Raw genomic sequence first — 25,994 nt, forward strand, 5'->3', positions numbered from 1 at the left:
ACCTACACCAGCGAGCGGAGCACGTACTGGAGAATGCCACCGTTGCGGTAGTAGTCGGCCTCGCCCGGGGTGTCGATGCGAACGACTGCGTCGAACTCGACCACGGCCTTGCCCTCGGCGGAATGCGCCGTCGGCTTCGCGACCACGTGCACCGTCTTCGGGGTCGTGCCCTCGTTGAGGGCGGTGAGGCCGGAGATGCTGATCGACTCGCTGCCGTCGAGCCCGAGAGACTCCCACGTCTCGCCCGCCGGGAACTGCAGCGGCACGACGCCCATTCCGATGAGGTTCGAGCGGTGGATGCGCTCGAAGCTCTCGGTGATGACGGCCTTGACGCCGAGGAGCGATGTGCCCTTGGCGGCCCAGTCGCGCGACGAGCCGGAGCCGTACTCTTTGCCGGCGAGCACGACGAGGGGGGTGCCCTCGGCGCGGTAGTTCTCGCTGGCGTCGTAGATGAACGACTGCGGGGCGTCGGGCTTCGTGAAGTCACGCGTGTAACCGCCCTCGACGCCGTCGAGGAGCTGGTTGCGGAGACGGATGTTCGCGAACGTGCCGCGGATCATGACCTCGTGGTTGCCGCGGCGCGAACCGTAGCTGTTGAAGTCTTTGCGCTCGACGCCGTGGTCGGCGAGGTACCGGCCGGCCGGGCTGTCGACCTTGATGGTCGACGCGGGGCTGATGTGGTCGGTCGTCACCGAATCGCCGAGCTTCGCCAGCACGCGGGCATCGGTGATGTCGACGACGGGGGTCGTCTCGATCGTGAGGCCATCGAAATACGGGGGCTTGCGAACGTAGGTCGACTCGCTGTCCCATTCGAAGGTCGCGCCCTCGGGCGTCGGGAGCGAGCGCCAGCGGTCGTCACCGTCGAAGACGGCGCCGTACTCGCGGGTGAACATGTCGGTGTCGATCGACTCGTCGATCGTCTTCTGCACCTCGGCTGCCTCGGGCCAGATGTCTTTGAGGAAGACCTCGGTACCGTCGGATCCCGTGCCGAGCGCGTCGTTCTCGAAGTCGAAGTTCATCGAGCCGGCGAGAGCGTAGGCGATGACGAGGGGCGGCGACGCCAGGTAGTTCATCTTGACGTCGGGGTTGATGCGTCCTTCGAAGTTGCGGTTGCCCGAGAGCACCGCCGTGACGGCGAGGTCGTTGTCTTGCACCGCGGTGGAGATCTCGTCAAGGAGCGGCCCTGAGTTGCCGATGCAGGTGGTGCAGCCGTAGCCGACCGTGTAGAAGCCGAGGTCTTCGAGGTAGCTGGTCAGACCGGCCTTCTCGTAGTAGTCGGTGACGACCTTGGAGCCAGGAGCCAGGGTGGTCTTCACCCACGGCTTGGCCTTGAGGCCCTTCTTGCTGGCGTTGCGAGCGAGCAGCCCGGCCGCGAGCATCACCGAGGGGTTCGAGGTGTTGGTGCAGCTCGTGATGGCCGCGATGGCCACGGCGCCGTGGTCGAGCGTGAACTCGGATCCGTCGGCCAGGGTGACCGGCGAGGGCTTCGAGGCGTGCGACGGCGTGGCGGACGAGGCGTGCGTGTGGCTGTGTTCGTGCGCGGTGTCTTCGTCCTGGGGCGTGAGCCCGACGGGGTCGGACGCCGGGAACGTCGCCTCGACGGCCTCGTCGACGCCCGAGTGCGCTTCGGCGTCGGCATAGTTGCCGAGGTCGATCTCGAACTGGCTCTTGGCGACGGACAGCTCGATTCGGTCTTGGGGGCGCTTCGGGCCGGCGATCGACGGCACGACGGTCGCGAGGTCGAGCTCGAGGTACTCGGAGTAGCTGGGCTCGACCGAGGGGTCGTGCCAGAGGGTCTGCTCCTTGGCGTAGGCCTCGACGAGAGCGACCTGCTCGTCACTGCGCCCGGTGAGGCGCAGGTAGTCGAGGGTGACGTCGTCAATGGGGAACATCGCGGCGGTCGAGCCGAACTCGGGGCTCATGTTGCCGATCGTGGCGCGGTTCGCGAGGGGCACTGCTCCGACGCCCTCGCCGTAGAACTCGACGAACTTGCCGACGACGCCGTGCTTGCGGAGCATCTGCGTGATGGTGAGCACCACGTCGGTCGCCGTGACGCCGGTCGGGATCGCGCCCGACAGCTTGAAGCCGACCACCTTGGGGATCAGCATCGACACGGGCTGGCCGAGCATCGCGGCCTCGGCTTCGATGCCGCCGACGCCCCAGCCGAGCACACCGAGGCCGTTGACCATCGTGGTGTGCGAGTCGGTGCCGACGAGCGTGTCGGGGTACGCGCGAAGCACGCCGTCGACGGTGCGGGTGAACGTCACCTGCGCCAGGTACTCGATGTTGACCTGGTGCACGATACCCGTTCCCGGGGGAACGACCTTGAAGTCTTCGAACGCGGTCTGGCCCCAGCGCAAGAACTGGTAGCGCTCTCCGTTGCGCTCGTACTCGAGCTCGACATTGCGCTCGAGGGCGTTCTCGCTGCCGAACAGGTCGGCGATGACGGAGTGGTCGATGACCAGCTCGGCCGGCGACAGAGGGTTGATCTTGGTGGGGTCGCCGCCGAGATCCGCCATCGCCTCGCGCATCGTGGCGAGGTCGACGATGCAGGGCACGCCCGTGAAGTCCTGCATCACGACTCGGGCCGGTGTGAACTGGATCTCGGTGTCGGGGTCGGCCGACGGCACCCACGACCCGAGGGCCTTGATCTGCGACTCGGTCACGTTCGCACCGTCTTCAGTGCGAAGGAGATTCTCGAGCAGGACCTTGAGGCTGAAGGGCAACTTGTCGAAGCCGGGTACCGCGTCGATGCGGTAGACCTCGTACGTCTTCTCACCGACGGTGAGGGTGCTCTTCGAGCCGAAACTGTTTACGTCTGACACGTGCCGTCTCCCTTGCGCTGACTCGCCCCATCTTCGCCGTGGAGCGAGGAGCTCCACCAGCAAGGCCAGCCTAAGTCCGTGCGTGTGGGGCGGACCGGCCGGAGGCTCAAATTCGAACCCAACGATCTATCTTGATGTCAAGACAAATCTAGCACTCGAATCAGGATCCGGGCGCAGCGCCGTCGGCAGCCACGTCAGAGGCCGACCGGGCCGAATACACCGTCCGCACCAGCAACCACGTCACCCAGAGCATCGCGGCGTAGAATGGCACGCCGAGCAGGAGTTTGAGGGCACCGAGCAGCGCGACGTCGCCGGCGAGGAAGAGCGGCACCTCGACGGCGAGGCGGATGCCGAACAGGAGTACCCACAGCCACGTCGTCAGCGTCAGCACGCGGCGCTTCGCCCGGTCGGCGCGCCAGGCCGAGCCCTCGTTCGTGAGGAGCCCGACGACGATTCCGATCAGCGGCCAGCGGGCGGCGAGCGAGACCAGCAGCACCAGCGCCGACACTGAGTTGATGACGATGCCGGGAATGAAGTTGTCGATCGTGCGCCCCGAGATCAGGGCGAGGAGGGCGGAGAGCAGGATCCCGAGGAGCCCCGCGATTGCCTGAGGCACCGGGCCTCGCTGCACGGCCCTGACCACGACGAACACGACGCCGAGGGCGACGGGCGCCAGCACCGAAGGCAGGAGCTCGTGCGTGATCGTGTAGATGACCAGGAAGCCAAGGCCGGGGAGAATCGACTCGATGAGGCCGCGGACTCCCCCGATCGCCGTCAGCAGAGCATGGCCGGTCGGCACCTCGCCCGGCGCGACCTTGCCGATGCCCGCCCGCTGGGCTGCGGCACGGAGCTGCCCGCTCAGCGTCGCCGCAGGAGCCTCGTCGGCACCCGTGCCGTTCGCCTCCGGCTGCACGCCGTGCGAGTCGCTCGTCACCGGATCAGACCGTCGTCGTGCCGGGGTCGCCCGGGGTCGACTTCGGCATGTGCAACGGGATGAGGTCGCGGGGCGGCATCGGCTCGGTGCCACGGACGACGACGACGCTGCGGAAGAGCTCTTCGATCTTCTCGGCGGCCTCCGGGTCGACGGTCGCGTCTCCGGCGATCACGCCGCGGAGGAACCAGCGGGGGCCGTCGACGCCGACGAAGCGTGCGAGTCGGGTGGTCTGCCCGGGGACGGCGCCTTCGGAGCCCGCCGCGATCGGGATCTCGGCGCGGATCTCCGGCCCGAAGGGGCCGTCGACCTCGGCCGTCGTGCCACCCTGCTTGCGGATCTGGTCGGCGATCTGCTCGCGGATCTCGTGCCAGAGGCCCGTCGACCGCGGGGCCGCGAACGGCTGGACCTGCAGGGTCGACTTGGCGAAGTCGAGGCCTACGGCCACAACGCGCTTGGAACCCTCCTCGACCTCGAGTCGGAGGTGGAGCCCCTCGCGGGGAACGATCTTGACGCCGCCCAGGTCGACGTACGGGCGCACCGGGTTGGCTTCGCTCTCGTCGAGCGGTCCCTCCTCGGCGCGGTCGTCGGGGGCGGACTTGTCTTCGAGGATGAGGTCGGTCTCGGCTTCTTCAGCTTCGACGAGGTCGACTACCTCGTCACCCTCCGTGACCTCGGTCGTCTCGAGCTCGACGGCGTCGACCGACGCCGTCTCTCCGAGTGCTGCTGCCTCGCGGCGGCTCTTTCTGCTCACTTGGTGCCTTCCGTAGTCGTGTCGGTGGTGCTGCCGGTCGTGCCGGCGTCATTTGCCACACCGTAGGCCGTTGCGGCGACGCTGAAGCCGCTCGTACCCGTCGAACCGAATCCGCCTTCTCCGCGGACGCTCTCGGGGAGGGTGTCGACCGGAACGAACGTGGCTCGGACAACCGGCATGACGATGAGCTGCGCGATCCGGTCTCCGATGGCGATGTCGAACGGCGTGCGGGCGTCGGTGTTGAGGAGGGTCACCTTGATTTCGCCGCGATAGCCCGCGTCGACCGTGCCGGGCGAGTTGACGACTGTGATGCCGTGCTTCGCCGCCAGACCCGAGCGGGGTACGACGAAGGCCACGTGCCCGTCGGGGAGGGCGATCGAGACGCCGGTCGAGATGAGCGCCCGCTCTCCGGGGAGGAGTGTGAGGGCCTCTCGACTGGTGAGATCGGCCCCGGCGTCGCCCGGGTGGGCGTAGAACGGGGCTTCGACCTCGCCCAGTGGGGCAAAGGGAACGTCGAGGCTCTGAGTCACGTGTCGAGGGTAGTGCAGAAGTCTGGTCGAATAGTCTCATGACCTCGTACCGCGAACGCCTCTCCCCGCCCCCGCAAGTCTTCGTGGCTCTCCTGCTCGTGGTGCCGGCGTCGGTGCTGGTCTTCCTACCCATCAACGTGCCCGTCGGCTGGGGTGTCGGAATCGCCCTCTTCGTCGGATTCGGGCTGGCGCTCTGGTTCGGCTCCCCCGTGCTGACGGTCGCCGAGGAGGGCTTCCGGGCCGGCCGGGCCATTCTCTATCCCGGTGAAATAGGAGCGGCCGCCGCCTTCTCGGGTGAGGAGGCGACGGCCGAACGCGGTGTGCGTCTCGATGCTCGTGCGTGGACCTTGTTTCGCGGCTGGGTCAAGCCGGTGATCAAGATCGGGCTGACCGACCCCAGCGACCCGGCTCCTTACTGGCTCGTCTCGACGAGACATCCGGAGCGGTTGTCGCTCGCGATCGACGCGATCAGGCCGCGCACTCCAGGCAGATAGGCCCGAGTTTGGTCTCGTGGTCGAGCTGCGAGCGGTGCTTCACCAGGAAGCACTCGACGCAGGTGAATTCGTCGGCCTGAGGGGGCAAGACGACGACCTCGAGGTCGAGGTCGCTGAGATCTTGCCCGGCGAGTTCGAAGCTCCCGGGGTTGTCGGCGTCGTCGACGTCGACCACACCCGACATCTTGTCGGGAACCCGCTCTTTCAGCGCCTCGATCGACTCAGAATCGTCGTCGTTCTTTCGAGGTGCGTCGTAGTCGGTGGCCATGCCCATCCAGTTCTGTAATCATATTCGCCCGAAGATCAGGGTCTGATACCCAAATCGGCGGGCACAGTTTGCACCAATCGATGATCAATAGCAAACCAGCCCGCGCGGCCGTCTTTGTCGTCTCACGCCGCAGCAAATGAACTTGCGGCGCGCCCGCGTTATTCCCCGGAATTCCGGGAGTTCCGTGGCATCCTCACTGGTGAATCGCGACGGCGGAAGGCGTGAGGCATGCAGGAGTTAAAGGTCATCGGAGTGGAGAGCGGCGCGCTGCTCGTCGCCACCGACGCCGGGAGCGAATTCCGGTTGCCCGTCACGCAGTCCCTGCAGTCGCAACTGCGGCAGGCCGGGCCCGACCAGGCCCCCGTCGTGCAGAAGGTCTCGCCCCGTGAGATCCAGTCGAGCATTCGCGCCGGCCGTACCGCCCAGCAGGTCGCCGACGAGACGGGTGCCGACGTCGTCTACGTGCGTCGTTTCGAAGGCCCTGTGCTCGACGAGCGCAATTTTGTGCTCGAATCGGCCCGATCCGTGCCGGTGAGCGTCGCCGGTGGCGTGGACGCCCTCGGTGAGTCCTCGCGGTTCGGCGAGGTCATCGATTCGCGCCTCGACGAGTCGAGTGCCACTGACCGCGAATGGACGGCGTTCAAAGACGCCTCGGTCGGCTGGATCATCCGTGTCACCTACACGACCAGCGAGGTGGAGCGCGACGCCGCCTGGCGTTTCGAGCCCAAGAAACAGTCTCTCGCCCCGCACGCCGGAGACGCCCACACTCTTTCCCGTCAAGACGCCGACCACTCGAGCCTCGTGCCCCGCCTCCGCGCGGTAGCAGCCCAGGCCGAGCCGCAGACCCGGGGTTCGGTTGACACCGAGGCCGCGGCCGGCTCCGACGAGCACACCGGAGACACGGGGCGGTTCGACAGCGGCGCGTTCGAGCCTCTGCCGGATGTGCCCGAGACGGTCGTGCCGGATCCTTCGGTCGGTTCTGCCTCTGCGCGTGCCCGTGACGGTTGGAGCGCCGCGTCGGTGGCTGCGATGAACCGCGCCCCCGAGAGCGAGTCGTCGCACAATCAGACCGCCGACCTGCTCGAGGCCCTGCGTCGACGCCGAGGCGAACGCGAGGCCGCGCGCTTCGACGACGACTCCCCGTCTCGCGCCGCTCATCCCTCGACCGGCTCGATCCGGGTCGTGGACCTTCCGCTCGACGAGTTCGACGACGGTAGCGAGTCCGAGACGTCGAGTGAGCCTGTGCGCCCTGCCGTCCTCCGACCGAAGGTCGTGCCCGATGGGCGACGAGTATCCGAGGCGCCGGCCTCGTCTCCGGCGCCCGAGCCTCGACAGAAGTCGATCCAGTCGCGCGGCCGCAAGGGTCGCGCGTCGATGCCGAGTTGGGACGAGATCGTCTTCGGTGCCCGCTCGGACGACGACCCGGTCTGAGTTTCCTCGGGGCGCCCTTTGGCAGGATGCCGACGCTCAGTGGCGTGCCTGCCAGTCGTGGTCGGCTTCGTGTCGCCCTACGGTGAGGACATGACCGATCTCCTCACGCCGCCTACGCCGATCGCAGCGGCTTCCCTCGATGTCGCCCGCCGCTGGCTCTCCCCCGACCTCGTGAACCACTCCGTACGTTCGTGGGCATGGGCCTCGCTGCTGGCCCGCGACGAGGGGCGCGCCTTCGACGAGGAGCTCCTTTTCGTCGCGGCCATGTTGCACGATGCCGGGGTCGCGTCGCACTTCGATGCGCACGAGGTCGCATTCGAGGAGGCCGGAGGTGCAGTCGCGGCGGTCTTCGGGGCGGGAGCCGGCTGGTCGCCTGCGCGCTCGGAGCGGGTGCGCGAAATCATAGAGCGGCACATGTGGCGCTCCGTCGACCCGGCGCTCGACGTGGAGGGCTACCTGCTCGAACTCGCGACGACACTCGACGTGCGGGGAGACGGTGCGTCGCGGTGGCAGGAGGCCGACCTCCGCTCGATCACGGCCCGGGTGCCTCGCCTCGACTTCGGTCGAGCCTTCGACGCGTCGATCGCCGCGCAGGCGGCGCGCAAACCCGAAACGGCTGCTGTGCGGCTGCACGCGAGCGGTGGTGTGGCGGCGGGGACGGCGTTCTGGGATGCGTTCGCGGCGACGGGTTCGTGATGCCGATGCGGGCCGACGACGTCTCGTAGTCGCGGTGTTCTAGGCGTCAGGATCCGCCAGCCCGCCAGCCCGCCAGCCCGCCGCATCGCCCCGACGATCCGCACGAGCGCCTCGCGGCCATCGGAGTCGGCCGGCGCTCCTGAATTCAGGTGCCCTCTCGGAGGCGACCTGAACTCCGGTGAATACGAGTCGGTGAATCCTGACGGCCTTACGCTGCCGCCTCCCACTCCTGAATGAGTGCCATGGCCTCCTGAGTGGTGACAGCGCACCTCAATTCAGGAAGCAGGCGATGCGCCGCTCACCGCCCTACCGAACCGTGCCGACCTACGCGAACGCCCCGAAGCGCGCCAAGGGCACCTGCGTCTCTTCCGCCGACCACGACCCGTGCTGCCCGACCATGCCGCGGCCACGCACGTCGGCGTCGGCGTAATAGGCGATGCCCTTTCGTGCGGCGACGAGCAGATCGCCGATCCGGGGCCTCACCGACGCATCAACCGGGCCGAACCACCCGGCCTCGATCGCTTCGTCGCGCGTCACCACCCATGAGCGGGCGTCCTCCGACTCGTGCCAGGCGGCAACGAGCCTCGAGCGAGCGGCGTCGTCGAGGCCTGGCTCGAAGTGCAGCTGAAGGCAGCGCGGCTCTCCCGCGAAGTGCCGCACGCCCTCGACCAGCTCGGGGCGGTGGCCGTAAAGAACGTGCTTCGCCGGGTTGATGTCGACCATGCCGTGGTCGGCCGTGACCACGACAGCCTGATCGCGCTTGAGGCCCGACACGAGGGTGCGTAGCTGCGAGTCGACGAGCTCGAGGGCGGCCGACCACTGCGGCGACTCCCACCCGTACTTGTGACCGGCGACATCGAGCTCGGGAACGTAGAGGTACGACAGCGAGGGCGCAGCCTCGCGGAGCACCGCGCCCGCCGCCTCGAACCGTGCTTCGACCGATTCGGCCGAGCGGTATTCCGCGCCGCGCAGGATCGCCTTCGTGAGACCGGAGTGGGCGTAGCGGGAGGGGCCGATTGCGAACGCGCGGATGTTCTGGCCGGGCGAGCCGTCGGATCCTGCGCTCGTCTCTGTGCTCTTCTCAGCGGTCACCCGCTCGAAGATGGTCGGCACGCGTTGCCAGGTCGCCGGATCCATCCGCGAATCCCAGCCCGACAGCTGCTTGACCACCCGATCGTGCTCGGGGTCGAGCACGCTGTAGCCGACCAGGCCGTGCTCGCCGGGCAGCACACCGGTGGTGATCGTGGCGATCGACGAGGCCGTCGTCGTCGGAAAACCAGAGAAGAGAGGCGTCGCGGCCGCTGCCAGAGTGCGCGCGTAGCCGGCGCGCTGCTTCAGAGCCGAGGATCCGAGCCCGTCCACGATCAGCACGATCACCTGGCGCGCCGGCGCGAACCCCAACCTGTTCTCCACACCCCTGAGTGCCGCTACGCAGCTGGGGAGAACGTCGGCCAGGCTCCAGGCCGAGGGGTCTCTCGCCGGTACCATGGTGCTCATCGGCCCCAGTCTGGCACAGCGCTCGGCCGCCGGTTTCGCCCCCGATCCCCCTGCAGTGAGAGTTCATGACGACGACCGACAGCACCGGCTCCTCCCCCACGGGCGAGCGCATCGAAGAGATCGATGTCTCGAGTGAGATGCAGGGGTCGTTCCTCGAGTACGCGTACTCGGTCATCTACTCCCGCGCCCTGCCTGACGCCCGTGACGGGCTCAAGCCGGTGCAGCGCCGCATCCTCTACATGATGAGCGAGATGGGCCTCCGCCCCGAGCGCGGTCACGTCAAGAGCGCTCGCGTCACCGGCGAGGTCATGGGCAAGCTCCACCCGCACGGCGACTCGGCGATCTACGACGCCCTCGTGCGACTCGCGCAAGACTTCACGATGCGCCTGCCGACCATCGACGGGCACGGCAACTTCGGTTCGCTCGACGACCCGCCCGCCGCCGCCCGCTACACCGAGGTTCGACTCGCCCCCGCTGCGATGGCGATGAACGAGGGGCTCGGCGAAGACGTCGTCGGCTTCGTTCCCAACTACGACAACCAGCTGATGCAGCCCGAGGTGCTGCCCGCCGCATTCCCGAACCTCCTCGTGAACGGCGGCTCGGGTATCGCGGTGGGCATGGCCACCAACATGGCGCCGCACAACCTTGTCGAAGTGATCGGAGCCGCCCGGCACCTCATCGAGCACCCGGAGGCGACCCTCGACGACCTGATGGCCTTCGTGCCCGGGCCCGACCTGCCGACCGGAGGCACCATCGCCGGGCTGGCCGGAGTCCGCGACGCGTATGCGACCGGGCGCGGCAGCTTCAAGGTCCGCGCCAAGGTCTCGATCGAAAACCTCACGGCCCGCAAGAAGGGGCTCGTCTTCACCGAGCTGCCCTACATGATCGGGCCCGAGAAGATCATCGAGAAGGTCAAAGACGGCGTCAACGCGAAGAAGCTCACGGGCATCTCCGACATCAACGACTTCAGCGACCGCCACCACGGCATGCGCTTGATCATCGACATCAAGACCGGGTTCAGCCCCGAGGCCGTGCTTGAGCAGCTCTACCGGCACACGCCCCTCGAAGACGGCTTCAGCATCAACAACGTGGCGCTTGTCGAGGGGCAGCCCCGCACACTAGGTCTGAAAGAGCTCCTCGAGGTCTACGTCGCGCATCGACTCGAGGTCGTCACCCGACGTAGCCGCTACCGCCTGCAGAAGCGCGAAGACCGCCTCCACCTCGTTGAGGGCCTGCTCATCGCGATCCTCGACATCGACGAGGTCATCCAGGTCATCCGCACGAGCGACGATTCCGAGGCCGCGAAGACGCGGCTCCGCGAGGTCTTCGATCTCTCCGACCTGCAGGCCGAGTACATCCTCGAGCTCCGGCTGCGTCGCCTCACGAAGTTCAGCCGGATGGAGCTCGAGGCGGAGCGCGACGAGTTGCTGGCCGCGATCGCGTCGCTTCGCGAGCTGCTGTCCGATCCCGCCAAGCTGCGCGCGCTGGTGTCGAGCGAACTCGCCGACATCGCCGACGAATACGGCACCCCGCGCCGCACACTCCTCACCGAGGCAGCGCCGTCGGTCGCCTCGACTCGCAAGAACGCCCCCGTCGTCGAGGTCGCCGATGTCCCGACGCGCGTCTATCTCTCGACGACCGGTCGTCTTCTCCGAGTCGACCTCCAGGATCCCGCGGCCGCCGACACAGAGTCCGGCGCCGGGCCCGTCCCCCCGTCGCGCCGCACCAAGCACGACGCGATCCGGTCCAGCGTCACCACGACGACGCGGGCCGAGATCGGCGCGGTCACCTCGACCGGTCGTCTCATTCGCTTCTCGCCCGTCGACCTGCCGGCCGCTCCCCCGACGTCGGTGCAGCTGGGCGCGGGCGTGCCGGTCAAAGATTATCTGGGCCTCTCATCGGCGAGCTCTCCCTCCTCCGAGAAGGTGCTCGCCCTCGTCTCGCTCGACTCCGCCGACCCGGTCGCTCTCGGCACGGCTCAGGGCGTCGTGAAGCGAGTCACGCCGGGGGCCTGGCCGTCGAAACCGGAGTTCCCCGTGATAGCGCTCAAGCCCGGCGACTCCGTGGTCGGCGTGGCACAGGGCCCCGACTCCGACGAGCTCGTGTTCGTCACGACCTCGACGCAGCTGCTCCGCTACCCTGCTGCCCTCGTTCGCCCCCAGGGCACGGCCGGTGGCGGTGTCGCCGGTATCTCGCTGGCGGCCCGGGCGACCGTGCTGTTCTTCGGCGCCGTCCCTGCCACGGCATCCGCCGTCGTCGCGACCATCTCGACGTCCGCTGCCACCATCGCCGGGGCCGACCCGGGCCGGGCCAAGATCAGCGACTTCGCCGACTACCCCGCGAAGGGTCGTGCCACGGGTGGCGTTCGGGCCCACGCTCTACTCAAGGGCGAAGACGGTCTGTCGGTGGCGTGGGTCGGGGTGGCTCCCGCCATTGCAGTGGCCGCCGACGGCGGTGTCCGTAAGCTGCCCGAGACGCTCGTGCGGCGCGATGCCTCGGGCACACCGCTCGACACGGTCGTCGGATCGATCGGCGGCGCCGTCTCGTAGCTTCGGCTTCGCGGCAGTTTGGCGTCTGGCCGAGGTTGGTGCCGCGTGAAGTGACGCGGTTCGGCCTTTGCGACGTGGCGCGCCGCGTCAGGTTGGCCGATGCGCGTCGGGTTGGCGTGTGGCGGGGTTGGCGCCGGGCGAGGTGACGTGAATCGGCCGATGTCACACCGCCGCGGCACGCGAGGTCGGCCGATTCGCGTCGGTTTAGCGTGCGGCGGAGGTCGGCGCCGGGTGAAGTGACGCGGTTCGGCCTTTGCGACGTGGCGCGCCGCGTCGGGTTGGCCGATGCGCGTCGGTTTGCCGTGTGGCGGGGTTGGTGCCGGGCGAGGTGACGTGAATCGGCCGGTGTTACACCGCCGCGGCGCGCGAGGTTGGCCGATTCGCGTCACTTAGCCGTGCGGCCGAGGTTGGTGCGGGTGAAGTGACGCGGTTCGGCCTTTTCGACGTGGCGCGCCGCGTCGGGTTGGCCGATGCGCGTCGCTTAGCCAGCAGCAGCAGCAGCCGCACCAACCCCCTACGTGTCGATCCGCTCCCGCGCCAGCCCGGCACCCTCGATGATGAACTCCTTGCGGGGCGCGACGTCGTTGCCCATCAGCAGCTCGAACACCCGGCCGGCGTTCTCGGCGTCTTCGACCTTGACGCGGCGGAGCATGCGGCCGGCGCGGTCCATCGTGGTGGTGGCAAGCTGCTCGGCATCCATCTCACCGAGGCCCTTGTAGCGCTGGATGGGATCCTGGTATTTCTTGTTCGTTCTCTTCAGGCCGGCGAGAACGCCCTGCAGCTCTTGCTCGGAGTACGTGTAGATCGTCTCGTTCGGCTTCGACCCGGGGTTGATGACGACGACGCGGTGCAGCGGGGGCACGGCGGCGAAGACCCGGCCGGCCTCGATCATCGGGCGCATGTAGCGGAAGAAGAGGGTGAGCAGCAGGGTGCGAATGTGGGCGCCGTCGACGTCGGCATCGCTCATGATGATGACCTTGCCGTAGCGTGCCTGGTCGAGGTCGAACGAGAGACCGGAGCCGGCGCCGATCACCTGGATGATCGACGCGCACTCGAGGTTCGACAGCATGTCGCTGACAGAGGCCTTCTGCACGTTGAGGATCTTGCCTCGGATCGGCAGGAGGGCCTGGTATTCGCTGTTGCGGGCAGCACGGGCCGTTCCGAGCGCCGAGTCGCCCTCGACGATGAAGAGCTCGCTGGTGCCGACGTCGTTCGAGCGGCAGTCGACCAGTTTGGCCGGCAGCGACGATGATTCGAGCGCGTTCTTGCGGCGCTGGGTCTCTTTGTGGGCGCGCGCGGCGATGCGTGACTTCATCTCGACGACGATCTTGTCGAGCACGGCTGCCGTCTGCGTTTTGTCGTCGCGCTTGGTCGAGGCGAACAGGTCGGCCATCGCCTTGGCGACGACGTTCGACACGATGGCGCGCACGGCCGGGGTGCCGAGCACCTCTTTCGTCTGGCCCTCGAACTGCGGTTCGGGCAGCCGGACGGTCAGCACGGCGGTGAGCCCCGCCATGATGTCGTCTTTCTCGAGCTTGTCGGTGCCGACCTTGAGGCGACGGGCGTTGGCGTCGACCTGCTGCTTGAGGAACTTCAGCAACCCCGCGTCGAACCCGGCCTGGTGCGAGCCGCCCTTGGGCGTCGCGATGATGTTGACGAAGCTGCGGGTGACCGTTTCGTAGCCGTCGCCCCAGCGGAGAGCGATGTCGACCTCGCACTCCCGTGCGACCTCGGTCGACACCATGTGGCCTTTGTCATCGAGCACCGGCACCGTCTCGGTGTATTTGCCGGTGCCCTGCAGTCGCCAGGTGTCGGTGATCGCCTTGTCGGTGGCGAGGAAGTCGGCGAACTCCGAGATGCCGCCCTCGTACGAGAACAGCTGCTCGACGGGCTCGCCGTCTTCGGTGGTGGCCGTCGTGATCGGGCGTTCGTCGCGAATGCGAATCGCGAGGCCCGGCACGAGGAACGCCGTCTGCTGGGCCCGGCTGACGAGGTCTTCGAGTCGGAACGCCGCGCCCTTGGTGAAGATCTGACGGTCGGCCCAGTAGCGCACCCGAGTGCCGGTCGCCCCCTTGGCGGCCTTACCGGCCACCCGGAGCACACTCCCCTTCTCGAATGGCGCGAAGGGGGCGTCGGGCGCGGGGGCGTTCGTACCGTCGTCGAAGGTGCCGGGCTCGCCCCGATGGAACGACATCGCGTGCGTCTTGCCGCCACGGTCGACCTCGACGTCAAGCCGCTCCGAGAGCGCGTTGACGACGGACGCGCCGACCCCGTGCAGACCACCGGACGCTGCGTAGGATCCGCCTCCGAACTTACCGCCGGCATGAAGCTTCGTGAAGACGACCTCGACGCCCGTCAACCCGGTCTTCGGCTCGATGTCGACGGGGATGCCTCGCGCCGTGTCGCGGACTTCGACGCTGTCGTCGGCATGGAGGATCACGTCGATCGACGAGCCGTGCCCACCGAGCGCTTCGTCGACGGCGTTGTCAATGATTTCCCAAAGGCAGTGCATGAGGCCGCGCGAGTCGGTGGAGCCGATGTACATGCCCGGCCGCTTGCGAACGGCGTCGAGGCCCTCGAGCACTGAGAGGTGACGGGCGGAATAATCGGATGCAGCGGCGGCCACGGGACTCCTTCTGGCGACAACGGCACGCGGCCCGAAAAGAAAAGACCCGGACACGCACCGATTCAAGAATACGGGGCTCAGTGTTCTCTCACCCTCCGACACCCCCTCCGACGCGGTCTGGGAGCCGCCCCCGGATTGGGGAGACGAGATTCGCTTCGCGGCGAGCGAAATCGGCCCAAATGTCGCACAAACGAAACGTTCGCGTGTTTTGATGGCATCTACTTACCCACGCACCACCGTTCTGGAGGAGCATCACATGTCTCAGATGGCCACCGACCACAACGCCGTCGATGAGCTCGGCCCCCAGTACCAGCTGTCCGGCGCCGACCGTTGCGACAGCTGCGGAGCCCAGGCGTACATTCGCGCGACGATGGCGACGGGTGAGCTTCTGTTCTGCGCTCACCATGGCGCCAAGTTCAAAGAGAAGCTGCAGCCGAACGCGCTGGAGTGGCTCGACGAAACCGCCAAGCTCACCGCCCACTAGTCTTCGTTTCACCAAGAAGGCCCGCTCTCCTCCTCGGAGTGCGGGCCTTCTGCCGTGATCGACTCGACGCGAGCTTGCCGTTCGGCTACATCGCCTTGAAGGCGCGCTCCAAGTTCTTCTCGATCACGAGACGTGATTGACGGGCGTACTCGTCGAGGGTCGCGTGCGCGGGCCCTGCGTCATAGACACCGCCGATCCGCGAGACGGCCGAGGCGAGAACGCGATCCGTCAACTGCGGGTTGAGCGGGAGGACCGGGCCCTTGAGCTGGGTTCCGAACGAGGATCCGCGCGACACCCCCTCCGCACCGTCGCCGTTGCCGCCTCCGGTGATGACCGTGCCGAACGCTGAGGCGCCGGCCGCGAGCTCGAACCGGGTCGCGTGGTCTTCGAACCCGAAGAGCGTGAGCGAGGGCCCCGAGTACGCCGTCTCGACTCGGAAGTAGTTGGCTCGACGCTTTGCTCCGCGGTGGGCCGAGGCATCGAAGAACCCGAGGCCTTCGAGGTCGGCACCTTCGCCGGAGATCCCCTGCGAGAGGAGTTCCATGCCGCCTCCGATGGCGACGACCGGCACACCGGAGTCCGCCCAATCGCTCAGCGCCTCACGGAACCGGAGGGCATCCGAGTGGATCGAACGCAGCGTCGATAGCGGCCCGGAACCGATCACGACGAGGTCGGCCCCCACGGGGAGGGAATCGCCCGGCCGGTGCTCGACGAGCTCGACGTCGAGGCCCGCCCGACGCGCGCGCTCGGCCAGAGCCACGACGTTGCCGCCGTCACCCGAGACGCCGAGCTGTTCCGGGTAGAGCTGCAGAAGGGAGAGGGTGGTCATGCGCGCTTCTCCAGATCGGGGTAGCCGAGCATCTTGCGGGCGATCATCATCTGCTCGTAGTTGACGATGAAGTTCTTGGTTTTGCTGGCGGGGGCCGGGAGCGCCTTCATCAGCTCGATGGCCTTCTCGATGCGAGGCTCGACGGTGCCGATCGGAATGCCGGCGTGCTCGAGGCGGAGCGCGATCTGCCAGGCCTTCTCCCCCGACACCACGTCGACGTGGTCGAGAGACGAGAAGTCGACGTCGTAGATCCACGAGATGTCGGGCGTGCCCTCGTCGATCGCGAGCAGCACCTGCTCGGGGGCGTCCGTGAGGGCATCGAGGTTGAGCTGTAGGCTCGCCGCGTTCTTGAACATGACGAACTCGGCTTCGTCGGTGCCGATCTTGAGTCGCTCGCCACGCCCATAGGCAGGCTTCATCGCGGCGAATGCCGCCACGGCTTTCGACTCGTCGAACTCGGAGCCGAGCGCGACACGCGCCGTCTGGATGGCCGCGGCCGCGTCGACCGCGTAGTGCAGGCCCTTGGCGGGGAGGCGGATTTCGAGGGACGAGGATCCGCCACCCGTCGCTCGGCTCAGCGCGATGGTGGCACCCTGCGCCGACAGCGCCCTGACCTCGGCTTCGGCGTGGAGTGGCGCGGATCCTTCGGTCTTGCCGCCGAAGGCGGAGGCGTTCTGCAGGCCGTGCGGCGCCCCGGCCACGAGCTCGGTGGACGCGCCGAAGCGGGTGACGTCGAGGGTGCTGCTCGTGAACGGGCCGAGGTACTCGTCATCGCGGTTGGTGACGACGTGGGTGCCCGCTGTGGCGGCCGTGTCGGTCATCATGTCGGCGACGCGAGAGGTCTCGTAGAAGCGGTAGAGCTGGTCGACCTGCACGTTGAGCATGAGCACTGTCGACGGGTGGAGGTGCCCGGAGAGCTCGACGGCGAACGCCTCGTCGACCTCGAGCACGCCGACGTCGGCCTGCAGCTTGCCGAAGATGCTTACCTCGGAGAGCAGCGCCGACGCGATGCCCTGGGGCAGGTTGGCACCGGTCGGGTTGGTGAAGACCCGGAGCCCGTGCGCCCGCAAGACGTCGGAGAGCATGTGCGTGGTCGTCGACTTGCCGTTCGAGCCCAGCACGAAGAGCACGCCGCGGTCGAACTGCTTCGTCACGTCGGTGAGGAACGAGGGAAGCAGTTTGAGCACCAGGTAGCCTGGATACGCCGACCCGCCCCCTCGGGCTCTCGCGATGATGCGGACGAGACGCCCGAGGAGGATGGGGAGAACGTACTTCATCGGATTCCTAGGGTCGTCGGCTTCGGTGAACGCGATGCCGGTTTACTCGAGGCGGTCGAACGCTTTCGATTTACTCGAGGCGGTCCAAAGCGGGAGCAGCGCCGGACGGCCGGAGCTTGTCGGAGGTCCGGTGCCGCGGACGCTTTCGGCCTATTCCAAATAGTCGCGGAGAGACTGCGAGCGCGACGGGTGACGAAGCTTCGCCATCGTCTTCGACTCGATCTGACGGATGCGCTCGCGCGTCACGCCGAAGGTGTCGCCGATCTGGTCGAGAGTCTTCGGCATGCCGTCGCCGAGGCCGAAGCGCATGCGAATCACGCCGGCTTCGCGCTCGGAGAGGCTGTCGAGGAGCGACTCGAGCTGCTTCTGCAGCATCGTGAAGCCCACGGCGTCGGCCGGAACGACCGCTTCGGTGTCTTCGATGAGGTCACCGAACTCGCTGTCGCCGTCTTCACCGAGCGGGGTGTGCAGAGAGATCGGCTCGCGGCCGTACTTCTGCACCTCGACGACCTTCTCGGGCGTCATGTCGAGTTCGCGCGAGAGCTCTTCGGGAGTGGGCTCGCGGCCGAGATCTTGAAGCATCTGACGCTGAACGCGGGCCAGCTTGTTGATGACCTCGACCATGTGTACGGGGATGCGGATGGTGCGCGCCTGATCGGCCATGGCGCGCGTGATCGCCTGACGGATCCACCAGGTGGCGTAGGTCGAGAACTTGAAGCCCTTGGTGTAGTCGAACTTCTCGACCGCACGGATGAGACCGAGGTTGCCCTCCTGGATCAGGTCGAGGAACTGCATTCCACGACCGGTGTAGCGCTTGGCGAGGCTGACGACGAGGCGGAGGTTGGCGCCGAGCAGGTGGCTCTTGGCACGCTGGCCGTCTCGCGACACCCAGCGCAGCTCGCGCTCGAGCTCTTTCGAGAGCCCGGTCGAGTTGGCCAGCTTGTCGTCGGCGAACAGACCCGCCTCGATGCGCATGGCGAGCTCGACCTCTTCGGCCGCGTTCAGCAGCGCGACTTTACCGATCTGCTTCAAATAGTCTTTGACCGGGTCGGCGGTGGCGCCGGTGATGGTCGACGAGTAGACGGGGATCTCGTCGTCGTCGTCTTGCGAGATGACGAGCGCCCCGGTCGGCAGAACCTCTTCGGCGGCCTTGACCGCGGTGTCGGCGCTGTCGTCGGTCGACTCGGTGTCGTCGCCGTCGACCGCCTCGACGGCTTCGGCGGCAGGTTCGACGTCGGACTCGTCGTCGTCGCTCTTGGCCGTCTTCTTGGTCGCCTTGGCGGGGGCCGCCTTCGCGGTCGCCGCCTTGGCCGGTGCCTTCTTGGCGGGCGCCCGCTTGGCGGGTGCCTTCTTGACCGGGGCCGTAGCGGCGTCGGTCTCGGTAGTAGTGGAGGTCTCGACGGTTTCGTCGGCGACGGTGGCCTTGGTGCGAGTAGCCATTGGTGCACCTTTCACTCGGGCTTCGTAAAGCTGGGGAGGTGCCCAATGTCACTGATCCGGGTCGAAGACGCCCCCTGGCGCCATCAATTGGGCACTGTCTGTCTTTTCAGGCAGAACTCTGCTTTCAGGCCGAACTCCGCTTACAGGCAGAACTCCGCTTTTCGGCAGAACTAGGACCCATGTCAAGCCCTCGACATTTCGCCGAAGACAGGAAAGGGTCCGTGAGTAATTATTGCACGCCGCAGGCCGAACCGTTTACAGGGCCGCGGGATCCTGGTAGTGGAACAAGTCGTCAGCGCCCCGCGCGAGCGCGCATCCTTCGTGACAGTGCAACCCAGACCGGTCCCACTTCTATTCCTTCTTCGAGGTGCATGCGGCGCCTCGTGCGACGCCGATCGACGATGAGACCGGCGACGCCGAGCCCGATGACGACGTACTGCACCAGGAAGGCGATGCGAAAGCCCGACCACGAGAAGAGCGGTGACGGGTCGCCCACCGCGACACCGTGAGAGTGAACCGCGTCGAGTACGACCCCGATGAGGAACATCATCACGAAGCTGGCGAGGAATCCTCCGACATTGACGATGCCGTTCGCGACACCGAGGCTTCGAAGCGGATTGAAGGTGCGCGCGAAGTCGAACCCGATCAAGGATCCCGGCCCACCGGCCCCGAGGACGACCACCAGCACGATGACCAGCCAGTGCGGAGGAACCCCCGGCCAGGCCAGCACGGCCGTCCACACCAGGCCGATGATCGAGACGATGCCGAGAACGAGATTCGAGCGGCGAAGGGGGAACCGCGCGCTCAGGAGACCGAGGATCGGCCCGGCCACGACGCCGGTGATAACGAGCAGCGCAAGAAGCCCGGACGCCTCGCCCCTCGAGAATCCGAGACCGCCGACCAGCGCGGGAACACCCCACAGCAGACTGAAGGTCGTGCCCGACGACTGAGTGACGTAGTGCGACCAGAATCCGAGACGGGTGCCCGGCCTCTTCACGCTCTCGACGAGTTGCCTGCCCGCGGTGGCCCACGACGAGACGACCGGCTGCCCGACCTGCCCCGCCGGTGCGTTGCGCACCACGCCGAGCAGAACGATCACCGAGAGCACGGCGACGGCCGCGGCGCTGAGGAACGCGGGAGACCAGCCGCGCGAGTGCAGCACGACCGCGAAGGGGACGGCGGAGAGGATCTGCCCCACCTGGCCGATGTTGCCGGTCCACTGCGAGACCTGCGGCAGAATCGGGCCGCGGAACCACGACGGGAGCAGCCGGATCACCGAGATGAAGGTGAGCGCATCACCGGCACCGACGAGCATGCGTCCCACGATGGCGAGACCGAGATGGGGCGGCGAGACGCCGACGACGGTCTGGCCGAGAGCCAGCACCGCGGCGCCGACAACCAGCAGCGCGCGCGGCCCGACACGATCGAGCATCACGCCCACGGGAATCTGCAGAGCCGCGTAAACCACGATCTGGGCGACGGCGAGAGTCGAGAGGGTCGACGCCGAGATGTCGAAGACGTGCTGGGCGTCGACGCCGGCGACTCCGAGGGACGAGCGCTGGAGCACGGCCACCACGTAGGCGAAGACGGCTGCGCCCCAGACGAGCCAGGCGCGCTTGGAATTCACCCGACCAGGTTACCGACCCGTCAGGTCACGCCTCGTCGTCGCGGGGGCGCGAGGCCAAGAACTTCTCGAGCTCGGCGGCGATCGAATCGGCGCTCGGCACCTGCCCGTCGAGGCCGACGAGCGGCGACGGCAGCGGGTTGCCCTCCATGTACGTGTCGTGGCGCTCTTCGAGCGTCTCGACGAGACGGCTCAGCTCGGTGTTGCCGGCGACCTGCTCGTCGACCTTGACCAGGAAGTCGCGGCCCTGCTCACGCAGGTCGTCGGTCGGGAAGATGAGGCCGGTCGCTGCGCTGATGCTCGAAAGCGCCGTCACCGCAGCGTCGGGAAACTCCGTGTCGGCGAGGTAGTGCGGCACGAGCAGCACGAACCCGGCGGTGGGGTGACCGCCCGAGGTGAGCCGGTGCTCGACGAGATGAAGGGCGTTGGCCGGTGCCTGCGTCGTCGGGCGCCAGACCGACAGCGACTCGATGAGATCGGTGCGATTGCCGGAGACGGTGACACCGAGTTCGCGCGTGTGCGGCACCGGCATCGGGATCGCCTGCACCCAGGTGGTCGTCGCCATCTCGTAGCGCTGGATCAGCTGGATGACGGCACTCGTGAACTGGTTCCAGCGGAAGTCGGGTTCGAAGCCGGAGAGAAGCAGGAAGGGCTGCCCGATCTCGTCTTTCATGAGGCGGAGCGTCAACGTCGCCGCCTGGTAATCGGAAATGTGATCCTGGTCAAACGTGATGATGGGGCGCCGGGCCCGGTAGTCGAGGAGGACGTCGGCGTCGAAGGTCGCCACGATCTCGCCCTCGAGCGACTCGGTGAGGTACTGGGTCAGCTGCGCGACCGTCGATCCGGCGTCGGCGAAGCCGGTCAGGCCGGCGACCAGCGGCAGGCCGGTCGGGATACCCGTGGCACCGGGAGAAAGCTCGTACAGGTCTGCGGGTTCGGACATCCTTCAATGCTAGGCACGGGCGGTCGACGCCACGCCCTTCGAGGGAATGCTGACAGCGAACGTGCCGCCCGGACTCCCATAAAGTGGCTGGTATGACCGTTCCGAAGCTCTCCGTCTCATCCGAACTCACCGCAGCCGACGTCTTCGTCATCGGCGTCGTTCCCGGCACGGGCGACGACGCTCCCACCCTGCTGTGGGATGCACCCGAGCTGGCCGATGCGCTCAAGGGTCTCGGCGTTTCAGGCGGACGCGACGAGGTGACGAGGTTGCCGGCCTCGTCTCTCGGATCCTCGTCGTCGTCGGTCTCGCCTGTCGCGACCATCGCGCTCGTCGGGCTCGGCGCCTCCGTCTCGATCGAGACGCTCCGGTACGCCGCAGGTTCTGCTGCGCGCCAGCTCACCGGCCGCACCCGCGTCGCCTTCGGTCTCCCCGTCGCCGACGACGCCGAGGCCCTGGCCGTGCTCGAGGGTGCCGCCATCGGCGCGTATGCCTTCGACTCGTACCGCCACTCCTCCGCGAGCGATGCCAAAAAGGCCGTCGCCGAGGTCGATCTCGTCACGGCCACCACCATCGATGCCGCGGTGATCGCTAAGGCGGCAGCCGTGGCGCAGGCCGTCCACACCGTTCGCGACCTCGTCACCACTCCCCCGATCGACCTCTCGCCGGCCGCCCTCGCCGACGAGGCCGTCCGCCTGTCGGCCACCAAAGACGTCACCGTCACCGTGCTCGAGGGCGACGAACTCCGCGAGGCCGGCTTCGGGGGCATCGTCGGAGTGGGGCAAGGATCCGCGCGCCCGCCCCGCTTGGTCAAGGTGCAGTACGCGCCCGCCGGGGCCGCGAAGCACCTCGCCCTCGTCGGCAAGGGCATCACATACGACACGGGTGGGCTGTCGCTCAAGCCCGCCGGCGCGATGGTCGGAATGAAGTACGACATGACCGGGGCGGCCACCGTCCTGGCCGTGACGCTGGCAGCTGCCGAACTCGCCCTGCCGGTCCGCCTCACCGCGTGGCTCTGCATCTCCGAGAACATGCTCGGCGCCGACCCCATTCGCCCCGACGACGTCCTGACCATCAAGGGCGGCACCACCGTCGAGGTGACCAACACCGACGCCGAGGGTCGCCTCGTGTTGGCCGACGGCCTCGTTGCCGCCAGCGAAGAGCAGCCCGATGCCATCGTCGACGTCGCCACGCTGACCGGGGCACAGGTCGTCGCACTCGGCATGCGCTACGTCGGCGTCATGGGAACCGACGACTTCGCGCCCCGAGTGGTCGAGGTCGCCGACGCCGCCTCCGAGCCGTTCTGGCGGGTGCCGCTGGCGCCCGAGCTTCGCACCCGGCTCAACTCCGACGTGGCCGACCTGGTGAACGCGACGCCGGGCAACACGGCCGCCGGCATGCTGCTCGCAGGCGTGTTCCTGAAAGAGTTCGTAGGCAAGAAGGAGGGCACCGACGAGCTCATCCCGTGGGCGCACCTCGACATCGCCGGGCCGAGCGAGAACAAAGCGGGCGGGTACGGCTTCACGACCAAGGGCGCGACTGGCATTACCGTGCGAACCCTGATCGACCTGGCCGCCTCGTTCTAGGTGGCGTACTAGGCTGACGGAGGCGGGAGAAACCCGCCTTCTTGCAGGGCCAGACCGGTGTCGCCATCGAACGACGCGGTCTCGGGCACTGATCGAATGCACGAAGGAGTTGCTGGGTGTCGGAACAGAATTTTGACCTTGTAGTTCTCGGCGGCGGTAGCGGCGGGTATGCCGCTGCGCTGCGAGCGAGCGAGCTCGGCCAGTCGGTCGCGATCATCGAGAAAGACAAGGTCGGTGGCACCTGCCTGCACCGCGGCTGCATTCCGACCAAGGCCCTGCTCCACTCGGCCGAGGTCGCCGACGTCTCGCGTGAGTCGCTGAAGTACGGCGTCGACGTCGACTTCCAGGGCGTCGACATCGCCCGGGTCACGACCTACCGCCGCGACATCGTCGAGCACAAATACAAGGGTCTCCAGAGCCTGGTCAAGGCCCGTGGCGTCACGACGATCGCGGGTGAGGGGCGACTGACCTCGCCGTCGACCGTTCAGGTCGGCGACGACACGATCACCGGCAAGAACATTGTCCTGGCGACCGGCTCCTATTCGCGCAGCCTCCCCGGTCTCGAAATCGGCGGCCGCGTGATCACCAGTGAGCACGCCCTCGAGCTCGATTACATCCCGAAGAAGGTCGCGATCCTCGGCGGCGGCGTGATCGGCGTCGAGTTCGCCAGCGTCTGGAAGTCGTTCGGCTCCGATGTGCAGATCATCGAGGCTCTCCCCCACCTCGTGCCCAACGAGGAGGAGTCCGTCTCCAAGTCGTTCGAGCGGGCGTTCCGCAAGCGCGGCATCAACTTCTCTCTCGGCATCCGCTTCCAGAGCGTGTCGCAGAACGACGACGGGGTCGTCGTCACCCTCGAAGACGGCAAGACCTTCGACGCCGACATCCTCCTCGTCGCTGTCGGTCGCGGCCCGGTCACTCAGGGCCTCGGCTACGACGAGGTCGGCGTGAACATGGATCGCGGCTTCGTCCTCACCGACGAGCGCCTCGCGACCAACGTTCCCGGCGTCTATGCGATCGGCGACATTGTTCCCGGCCTCCAGCTCGCCCACCGCAGCTTCCAGCACGGCATCTTCGTCGCCGAAGAGATCGCCGGGCTGAAGCCCGTCGTGATCGACGACGTCAACATCCCCAAGGTCACGTACTCCGATCCGGAGGTCGCCTCGGTGGGTCTCAGCACGGCGAAGGCCACCGAGAAGTACGGCGCCGACAAGATCGCCGCCTACGACTACAACCTCGCAGGCAACGGCAAGACGTCGATCCTCGGTTCGGCCGGGTCGGTCAAGGTCATCCGCGTCGTCGACGGTCCGGTGGTCGGCATCCACATGATCGGCGCCCGCGTCGGCGAGCTCATCGGAGAAGCGCAGCTCACCGTCAACTGGGAGGCCTACCCCGAAGACGTCGCTGGCCTCATCCACGCTCACCCGACTCAGAACGAGGCACTCGGCGAGGCCATGCTGGCCCTCGCGGGCAAGCCCCTCCACGCGATGTAGCGCGGCGGTGCACCCCGCACCGGCAGTCGTCAGCACCATCCCCGCACCACCACAGTTTTTATAACAGAACCGCAGAAGGAGCCCCCCTGATGAGCGAATCCGTCAACCTCCCGGCACTCGGCGAGAGTGTCACCGAGGGCACGGTCACCCGCTGGCTGAAGAACGTCGGCGACCGCGTCGAGGTCGACGAGCCGCTGCTCGAAGTATCGACCGACAAGGTCGACACCGAGATCCCGTCCCCCGTCGCCGGTGTGATCGAAGAGATCCTCGTTGCCGAAGACGAGACGGTCGAGGTGGGTACCGCCCTCGTCAAGATCGGCGATGGTAGTGGTTCCGGCGCTCCTGCCGAAGATGCACCCGAGGCCGAAGCGCCCGGAACGGGCCCCGCGTCGACCGACGACACCCCCGCGACCGCTGCGGCCGGCGGCTCCTCCGAGTCGTCCGAGGGCTACGAGGGCCCCGCTGACGACGTGGAGTCCGCTTCGGCCGAATCCGCGGCTGGCGACGACTCCTCTGAGGGGCTCGAGGCGGAGGTCCCCTCCGACTCCGCTCCCGCTCCGGGTGAGGGTGCGCCCGCCGAGGCGCCCGCTCCGGCGGAGTCGGTCGACCCCGCCCCCGCGGCCGCTGCTCCGGCGCCTGCCGCTGCCGCGCCGGCTGCGCCGGCTCCGGCCGCTCCCGCCGCGTCTGCTCCCGCAGCCGCTGCTCCCGCTTCCGCCCCCAGCACCGGCGCGCCGGTCGGATACGTGACTCCGCTCGTTCGCAAGCTCGCCGGCGAGAAGGGTGTCGACCTGTCGACCGTCTCCGGCACCGGTGTCGGCGGACGCATTCGCAAAGAAGACGTGCTGTCAGCTGCCGCTGCGGCCGAAGAGGCCGCCAAGGCCGCTTCTGCACCGTCGGCCTCCGCGGCACCGTCGGCTCCTGCTGCTTCGTCGAAGTACGAGCCCCTCCCGGTCTCCGACCTCCGCGGCACGACCGTGCCGATGACCCGCCTCCGCAAGGTCGTCGCGCAGCGCGCCGTCGAGTCGATGCAGTCGACCGCACAGCTCACCAGCGTCGTCGAGGTCGATGTGACGAAGGTCGCGAAATTCCGCGACGCCGTCAAGGGCGACTTCCTCGCCAAGACCGGTAACAAGCTGTCGTTCCTGCCCTTCTTCACCCTCGCAGCGGCGGAGGCTCTCCAGGCCTACCCGAAGCTCAACGCGACCGTCGACGGCGACTCGATCGTCTACCCCGACACCGAGAACGTCAGCATGGCCGTCGACACCGAGCGCGGCCTTCTGACCCCGGTCATCAAGAATGCCGCGTCGCTCGATCTGGCCGGTCTCGCCGCCTCGATCGCTGACCTCGCCGGTCGTACCCGCGACAACAAGCTGACCCCCGACGAGCTCTCCGGTGGCACCTTCACGGTGACCAACACCGGTTCGCGCGGCGCCCTGTTCGACACCCCGGTCGTGTTCCTTCCCCAGGTTGCGATCCTCGGCACCGGCATCGTCGTGAAGAAGCCCGTCGTCGTCACGGCCGACGGCTCGGAGTCGATCGCGATTCGCTCGATGGTGTACCTGGCCCTCTCGTACGACCACCGCATCGTCGACGGTGCCGACGCGGCCCGCTTCCTCGTCGCGGTCAAGATCCGCCTCGAGGGCGGCGACTTCCAGGGCAAGCTCGGTATCTAACGGCATCAGCCCCGACACCGACTTTCGGGCCAACCACCACCGTTCGGCGG

General features: G+C 67.7%; 20 protein-coding genes. 8 read left to right on the plus strand and 12 right to left on the minus strand.

The annotated features are described in order from the left end of the window. Nucleotides 1-2 precede the first annotated feature (2 nt). From acnA to dut, 4 genes are all read right to left on the minus strand, one after another. Nucleotides 3-2,825 carry an aconitate hydratase AcnA gene (gene acnA / locus ASF54_RS01815; protein ID WP_055958097.1) on the minus strand — a complete coding sequence of 941 codons (2,823 nt, stop codon included), beginning with the start codon at nucleotides 2,823-2,825 and terminating at the stop codon, nucleotides 3-5. Between the two features lie 160 nt (nucleotides 2,826-2,985). Then, nucleotides 2,986-3,759, minus strand: a complete 774-nt coding sequence (locus tag ASF54_RS01820; protein WP_123943966.1) for a DUF3159 domain-containing protein — start codon at nucleotides 3,757-3,759, stop codon at nucleotides 2,986-2,988. Nucleotides 3,760-3,763: 4 nt separating this feature from the next. Next, nucleotides 3,764-4,369, minus strand: coding sequence for a DUF3710 domain-containing protein (locus tag ASF54_RS01825; RefSeq protein ID WP_055961857.1), 606 nt, complete (start codon nucleotides 4,367-4,369; stop codon nucleotides 3,764-3,766). A 137-nt stretch (nucleotides 4,370-4,506) separates the two neighbouring features. Beyond that, nucleotides 4,507-5,007, minus strand: a complete 501-nt coding sequence (gene dut / locus ASF54_RS01830) for a dUTP diphosphatase (protein ID WP_123944253.1) — start codon at nucleotides 5,005-5,007, stop codon at nucleotides 4,507-4,509. Nucleotides 5,008-5,078: 71 nt separating this feature from the next. On the opposite strand from dut, the gene ASF54_RS01835 reads away from it, so the two are divergent. Then, nucleotides 5,079-5,534, plus strand: a complete 456-nt coding sequence (locus ASF54_RS01835) for a DUF3093 domain-containing protein (protein WP_055958100.1) — start codon at nucleotides 5,079-5,081, stop codon at nucleotides 5,532-5,534. Here the strand turns inward: ASF54_RS01835 and ASF54_RS01840 are convergent. After that, nucleotides 5,509-5,802, minus strand: coding sequence for a DUF4193 domain-containing protein (locus ASF54_RS01840; protein ID WP_055961860.1), 294 nt, complete (start codon nucleotides 5,800-5,802; stop codon nucleotides 5,509-5,511). The two genes, ASF54_RS01835 and ASF54_RS01840, sit on opposite strands and share 26 nt — an antisense overlap. A gap of 228 nt (nucleotides 5,803-6,030) precedes the next feature. Here ASF54_RS01840 and sepH point away from each other — a divergent pair, with 228 nt between their 5' ends. Both sepH and ASF54_RS01850 read left to right on the plus strand, forming a co-directional pair. Continuing rightward, a complete protein-coding gene (gene sepH, locus ASF54_RS01845) occupies nucleotides 6,031-7,233 on the plus strand; it encodes a septation protein SepH (RefSeq protein WP_084815873.1) in 1,203 nt (400 codons plus the stop codon). A 90-nt stretch (nucleotides 7,234-7,323) separates the two neighbouring features. Further along, nucleotides 7,324-7,929, plus strand: a complete 606-nt coding sequence (locus ASF54_RS01850) for an HD domain-containing protein (protein WP_055961863.1) — start codon at nucleotides 7,324-7,326, stop codon at nucleotides 7,927-7,929. Nucleotides 7,930-8,253: 324 nt separating this feature from the next. Here ASF54_RS01850 and ASF54_RS01855 read toward each other — a convergent pair whose 3' ends face one another. Continuing rightward, nucleotides 8,254-9,426 carry an alkaline phosphatase family protein gene (locus ASF54_RS01855; RefSeq protein WP_200919554.1) on the minus strand — a complete coding sequence of 391 codons (1,173 nt, stop codon included), beginning with the start codon at nucleotides 9,424-9,426 and terminating at the stop codon, nucleotides 8,254-8,256. Nucleotides 9,427-9,491: 65 nt separating this feature from the next. Here ASF54_RS01855 and ASF54_RS01860 point away from each other — a divergent pair, with 65 nt between their 5' ends. Then, nucleotides 9,492-11,975, plus strand: coding sequence for a DNA gyrase/topoisomerase IV subunit A (locus tag ASF54_RS01860; RefSeq protein WP_055958109.1), 2,484 nt, complete (start codon nucleotides 9,492-9,494; stop codon nucleotides 11,973-11,975). A 514-nt stretch (nucleotides 11,976-12,489) separates the two neighbouring features. On the opposite strand, the gene ASF54_RS01865 is transcribed toward ASF54_RS01860, so the two are convergent. Continuing rightward, a complete protein-coding gene (locus tag ASF54_RS01865) occupies nucleotides 12,490-14,601 on the minus strand; it encodes a DNA gyrase/topoisomerase IV subunit B (RefSeq protein ID WP_055958112.1) in 2,112 nt (703 codons plus the stop codon). Nucleotides 14,602-14,857: 256 nt separating this feature from the next. Between ASF54_RS01865 and ASF54_RS01870 the strand changes: the two genes are divergently transcribed. Next, the gene (locus tag ASF54_RS01870; RefSeq protein WP_055958115.1) at nucleotides 14,858-15,085 is read left to right on the plus strand and encodes a DUF7455 domain-containing protein; all 228 of its coding nucleotides are present in this window, start codon (nucleotides 14,858-14,860) and stop codon (nucleotides 15,083-15,085) included. Nucleotides 15,086-15,170: 85 nt separating this feature from the next. Here the strand turns inward: ASF54_RS01870 and ASF54_RS01875 are convergent, their stop codons facing one another. From ASF54_RS01875 to ASF54_RS01895, 5 genes are all read right to left on the minus strand, one after another. Then, the gene (locus tag ASF54_RS01875; protein ID WP_055958118.1) at nucleotides 15,171-15,914 is read right to left on the minus strand and encodes a type 1 glutamine amidotransferase; all 744 of its coding nucleotides are present in this window, start codon (nucleotides 15,912-15,914) and stop codon (nucleotides 15,171-15,173) included. Continuing rightward, on the minus strand, nucleotides 15,911-17,191 hold the full coding sequence (locus tag ASF54_RS01880) for a MurT ligase domain-containing protein (RefSeq protein WP_055958121.1): 1,281 nt from the start codon (nucleotides 17,189-17,191) through the stop codon (nucleotides 15,911-15,913). The genes ASF54_RS01875 and ASF54_RS01880 overlap by 4 nt, the downstream gene beginning before the upstream one ends. A 150-nt stretch (nucleotides 17,192-17,341) precedes the next feature. Next, nucleotides 17,342-18,631 carry an RNA polymerase sigma factor gene (locus ASF54_RS01885; protein ID WP_055958124.1) on the minus strand — a complete coding sequence of 430 codons (1,290 nt, stop codon included), beginning with the start codon at nucleotides 18,629-18,631 and terminating at the stop codon, nucleotides 17,342-17,344. A gap of 292 nt (nucleotides 18,632-18,923) precedes the next feature. Then, nucleotides 18,924-20,258, minus strand: a complete 1,335-nt coding sequence (locus ASF54_RS01890; protein ID WP_055958127.1) for an MFS transporter — start codon at nucleotides 20,256-20,258, stop codon at nucleotides 18,924-18,926. 25 nt (nucleotides 20,259-20,283) lie between these two features. After that, nucleotides 20,284-21,198: a proteasome assembly chaperone family protein gene (locus tag ASF54_RS01895; RefSeq protein WP_055958130.1), complete on the minus strand. Its 915-nt coding sequence runs from the start codon at nucleotides 21,196-21,198 to the stop codon at nucleotides 20,284-20,286. A 92-nt stretch (nucleotides 21,199-21,290) separates the two neighbouring features. On the opposite strand from ASF54_RS01895, the gene ASF54_RS01900 reads away from it, so the two are divergent. The 3 genes from ASF54_RS01900 to sucB all read left to right on the plus strand — a co-directional run bounded on the left by ASF54_RS01900 (nucleotide 21,291) and on the right by sucB (nucleotide 25,944). Further along, nucleotides 21,291-22,781, plus strand: coding sequence for a leucyl aminopeptidase (locus ASF54_RS01900; protein WP_055958132.1), 1,491 nt, complete (start codon nucleotides 21,291-21,293; stop codon nucleotides 22,779-22,781). Nucleotides 22,782-22,897: 116 nt separating this feature from the next. Then, nucleotides 22,898-24,271, plus strand: coding sequence for a dihydrolipoyl dehydrogenase (gene lpdA, locus ASF54_RS01905; RefSeq protein WP_055958135.1), 1,374 nt, complete (start codon nucleotides 22,898-22,900; stop codon nucleotides 24,269-24,271). A gap of 89 nt (nucleotides 24,272-24,360) precedes the next feature. After that, the gene (gene sucB / locus ASF54_RS01910) at nucleotides 24,361-25,944 is read left to right on the plus strand and encodes a 2-oxoglutarate dehydrogenase, E2 component, dihydrolipoamide succinyltransferase (protein ID WP_055958138.1); all 1,584 of its coding nucleotides are present in this window, start codon (nucleotides 24,361-24,363) and stop codon (nucleotides 25,942-25,944) included. Nucleotides 25,945-25,994: the final 50 nt, after the last annotated feature.

The organism is Frondihabitans sp. Leaf304 (assembly GCF_001423105.1).
Lineage (GTDB): Bacteria > Actinomycetota > Actinomycetes > Actinomycetales > Microbacteriaceae > Frondihabitans.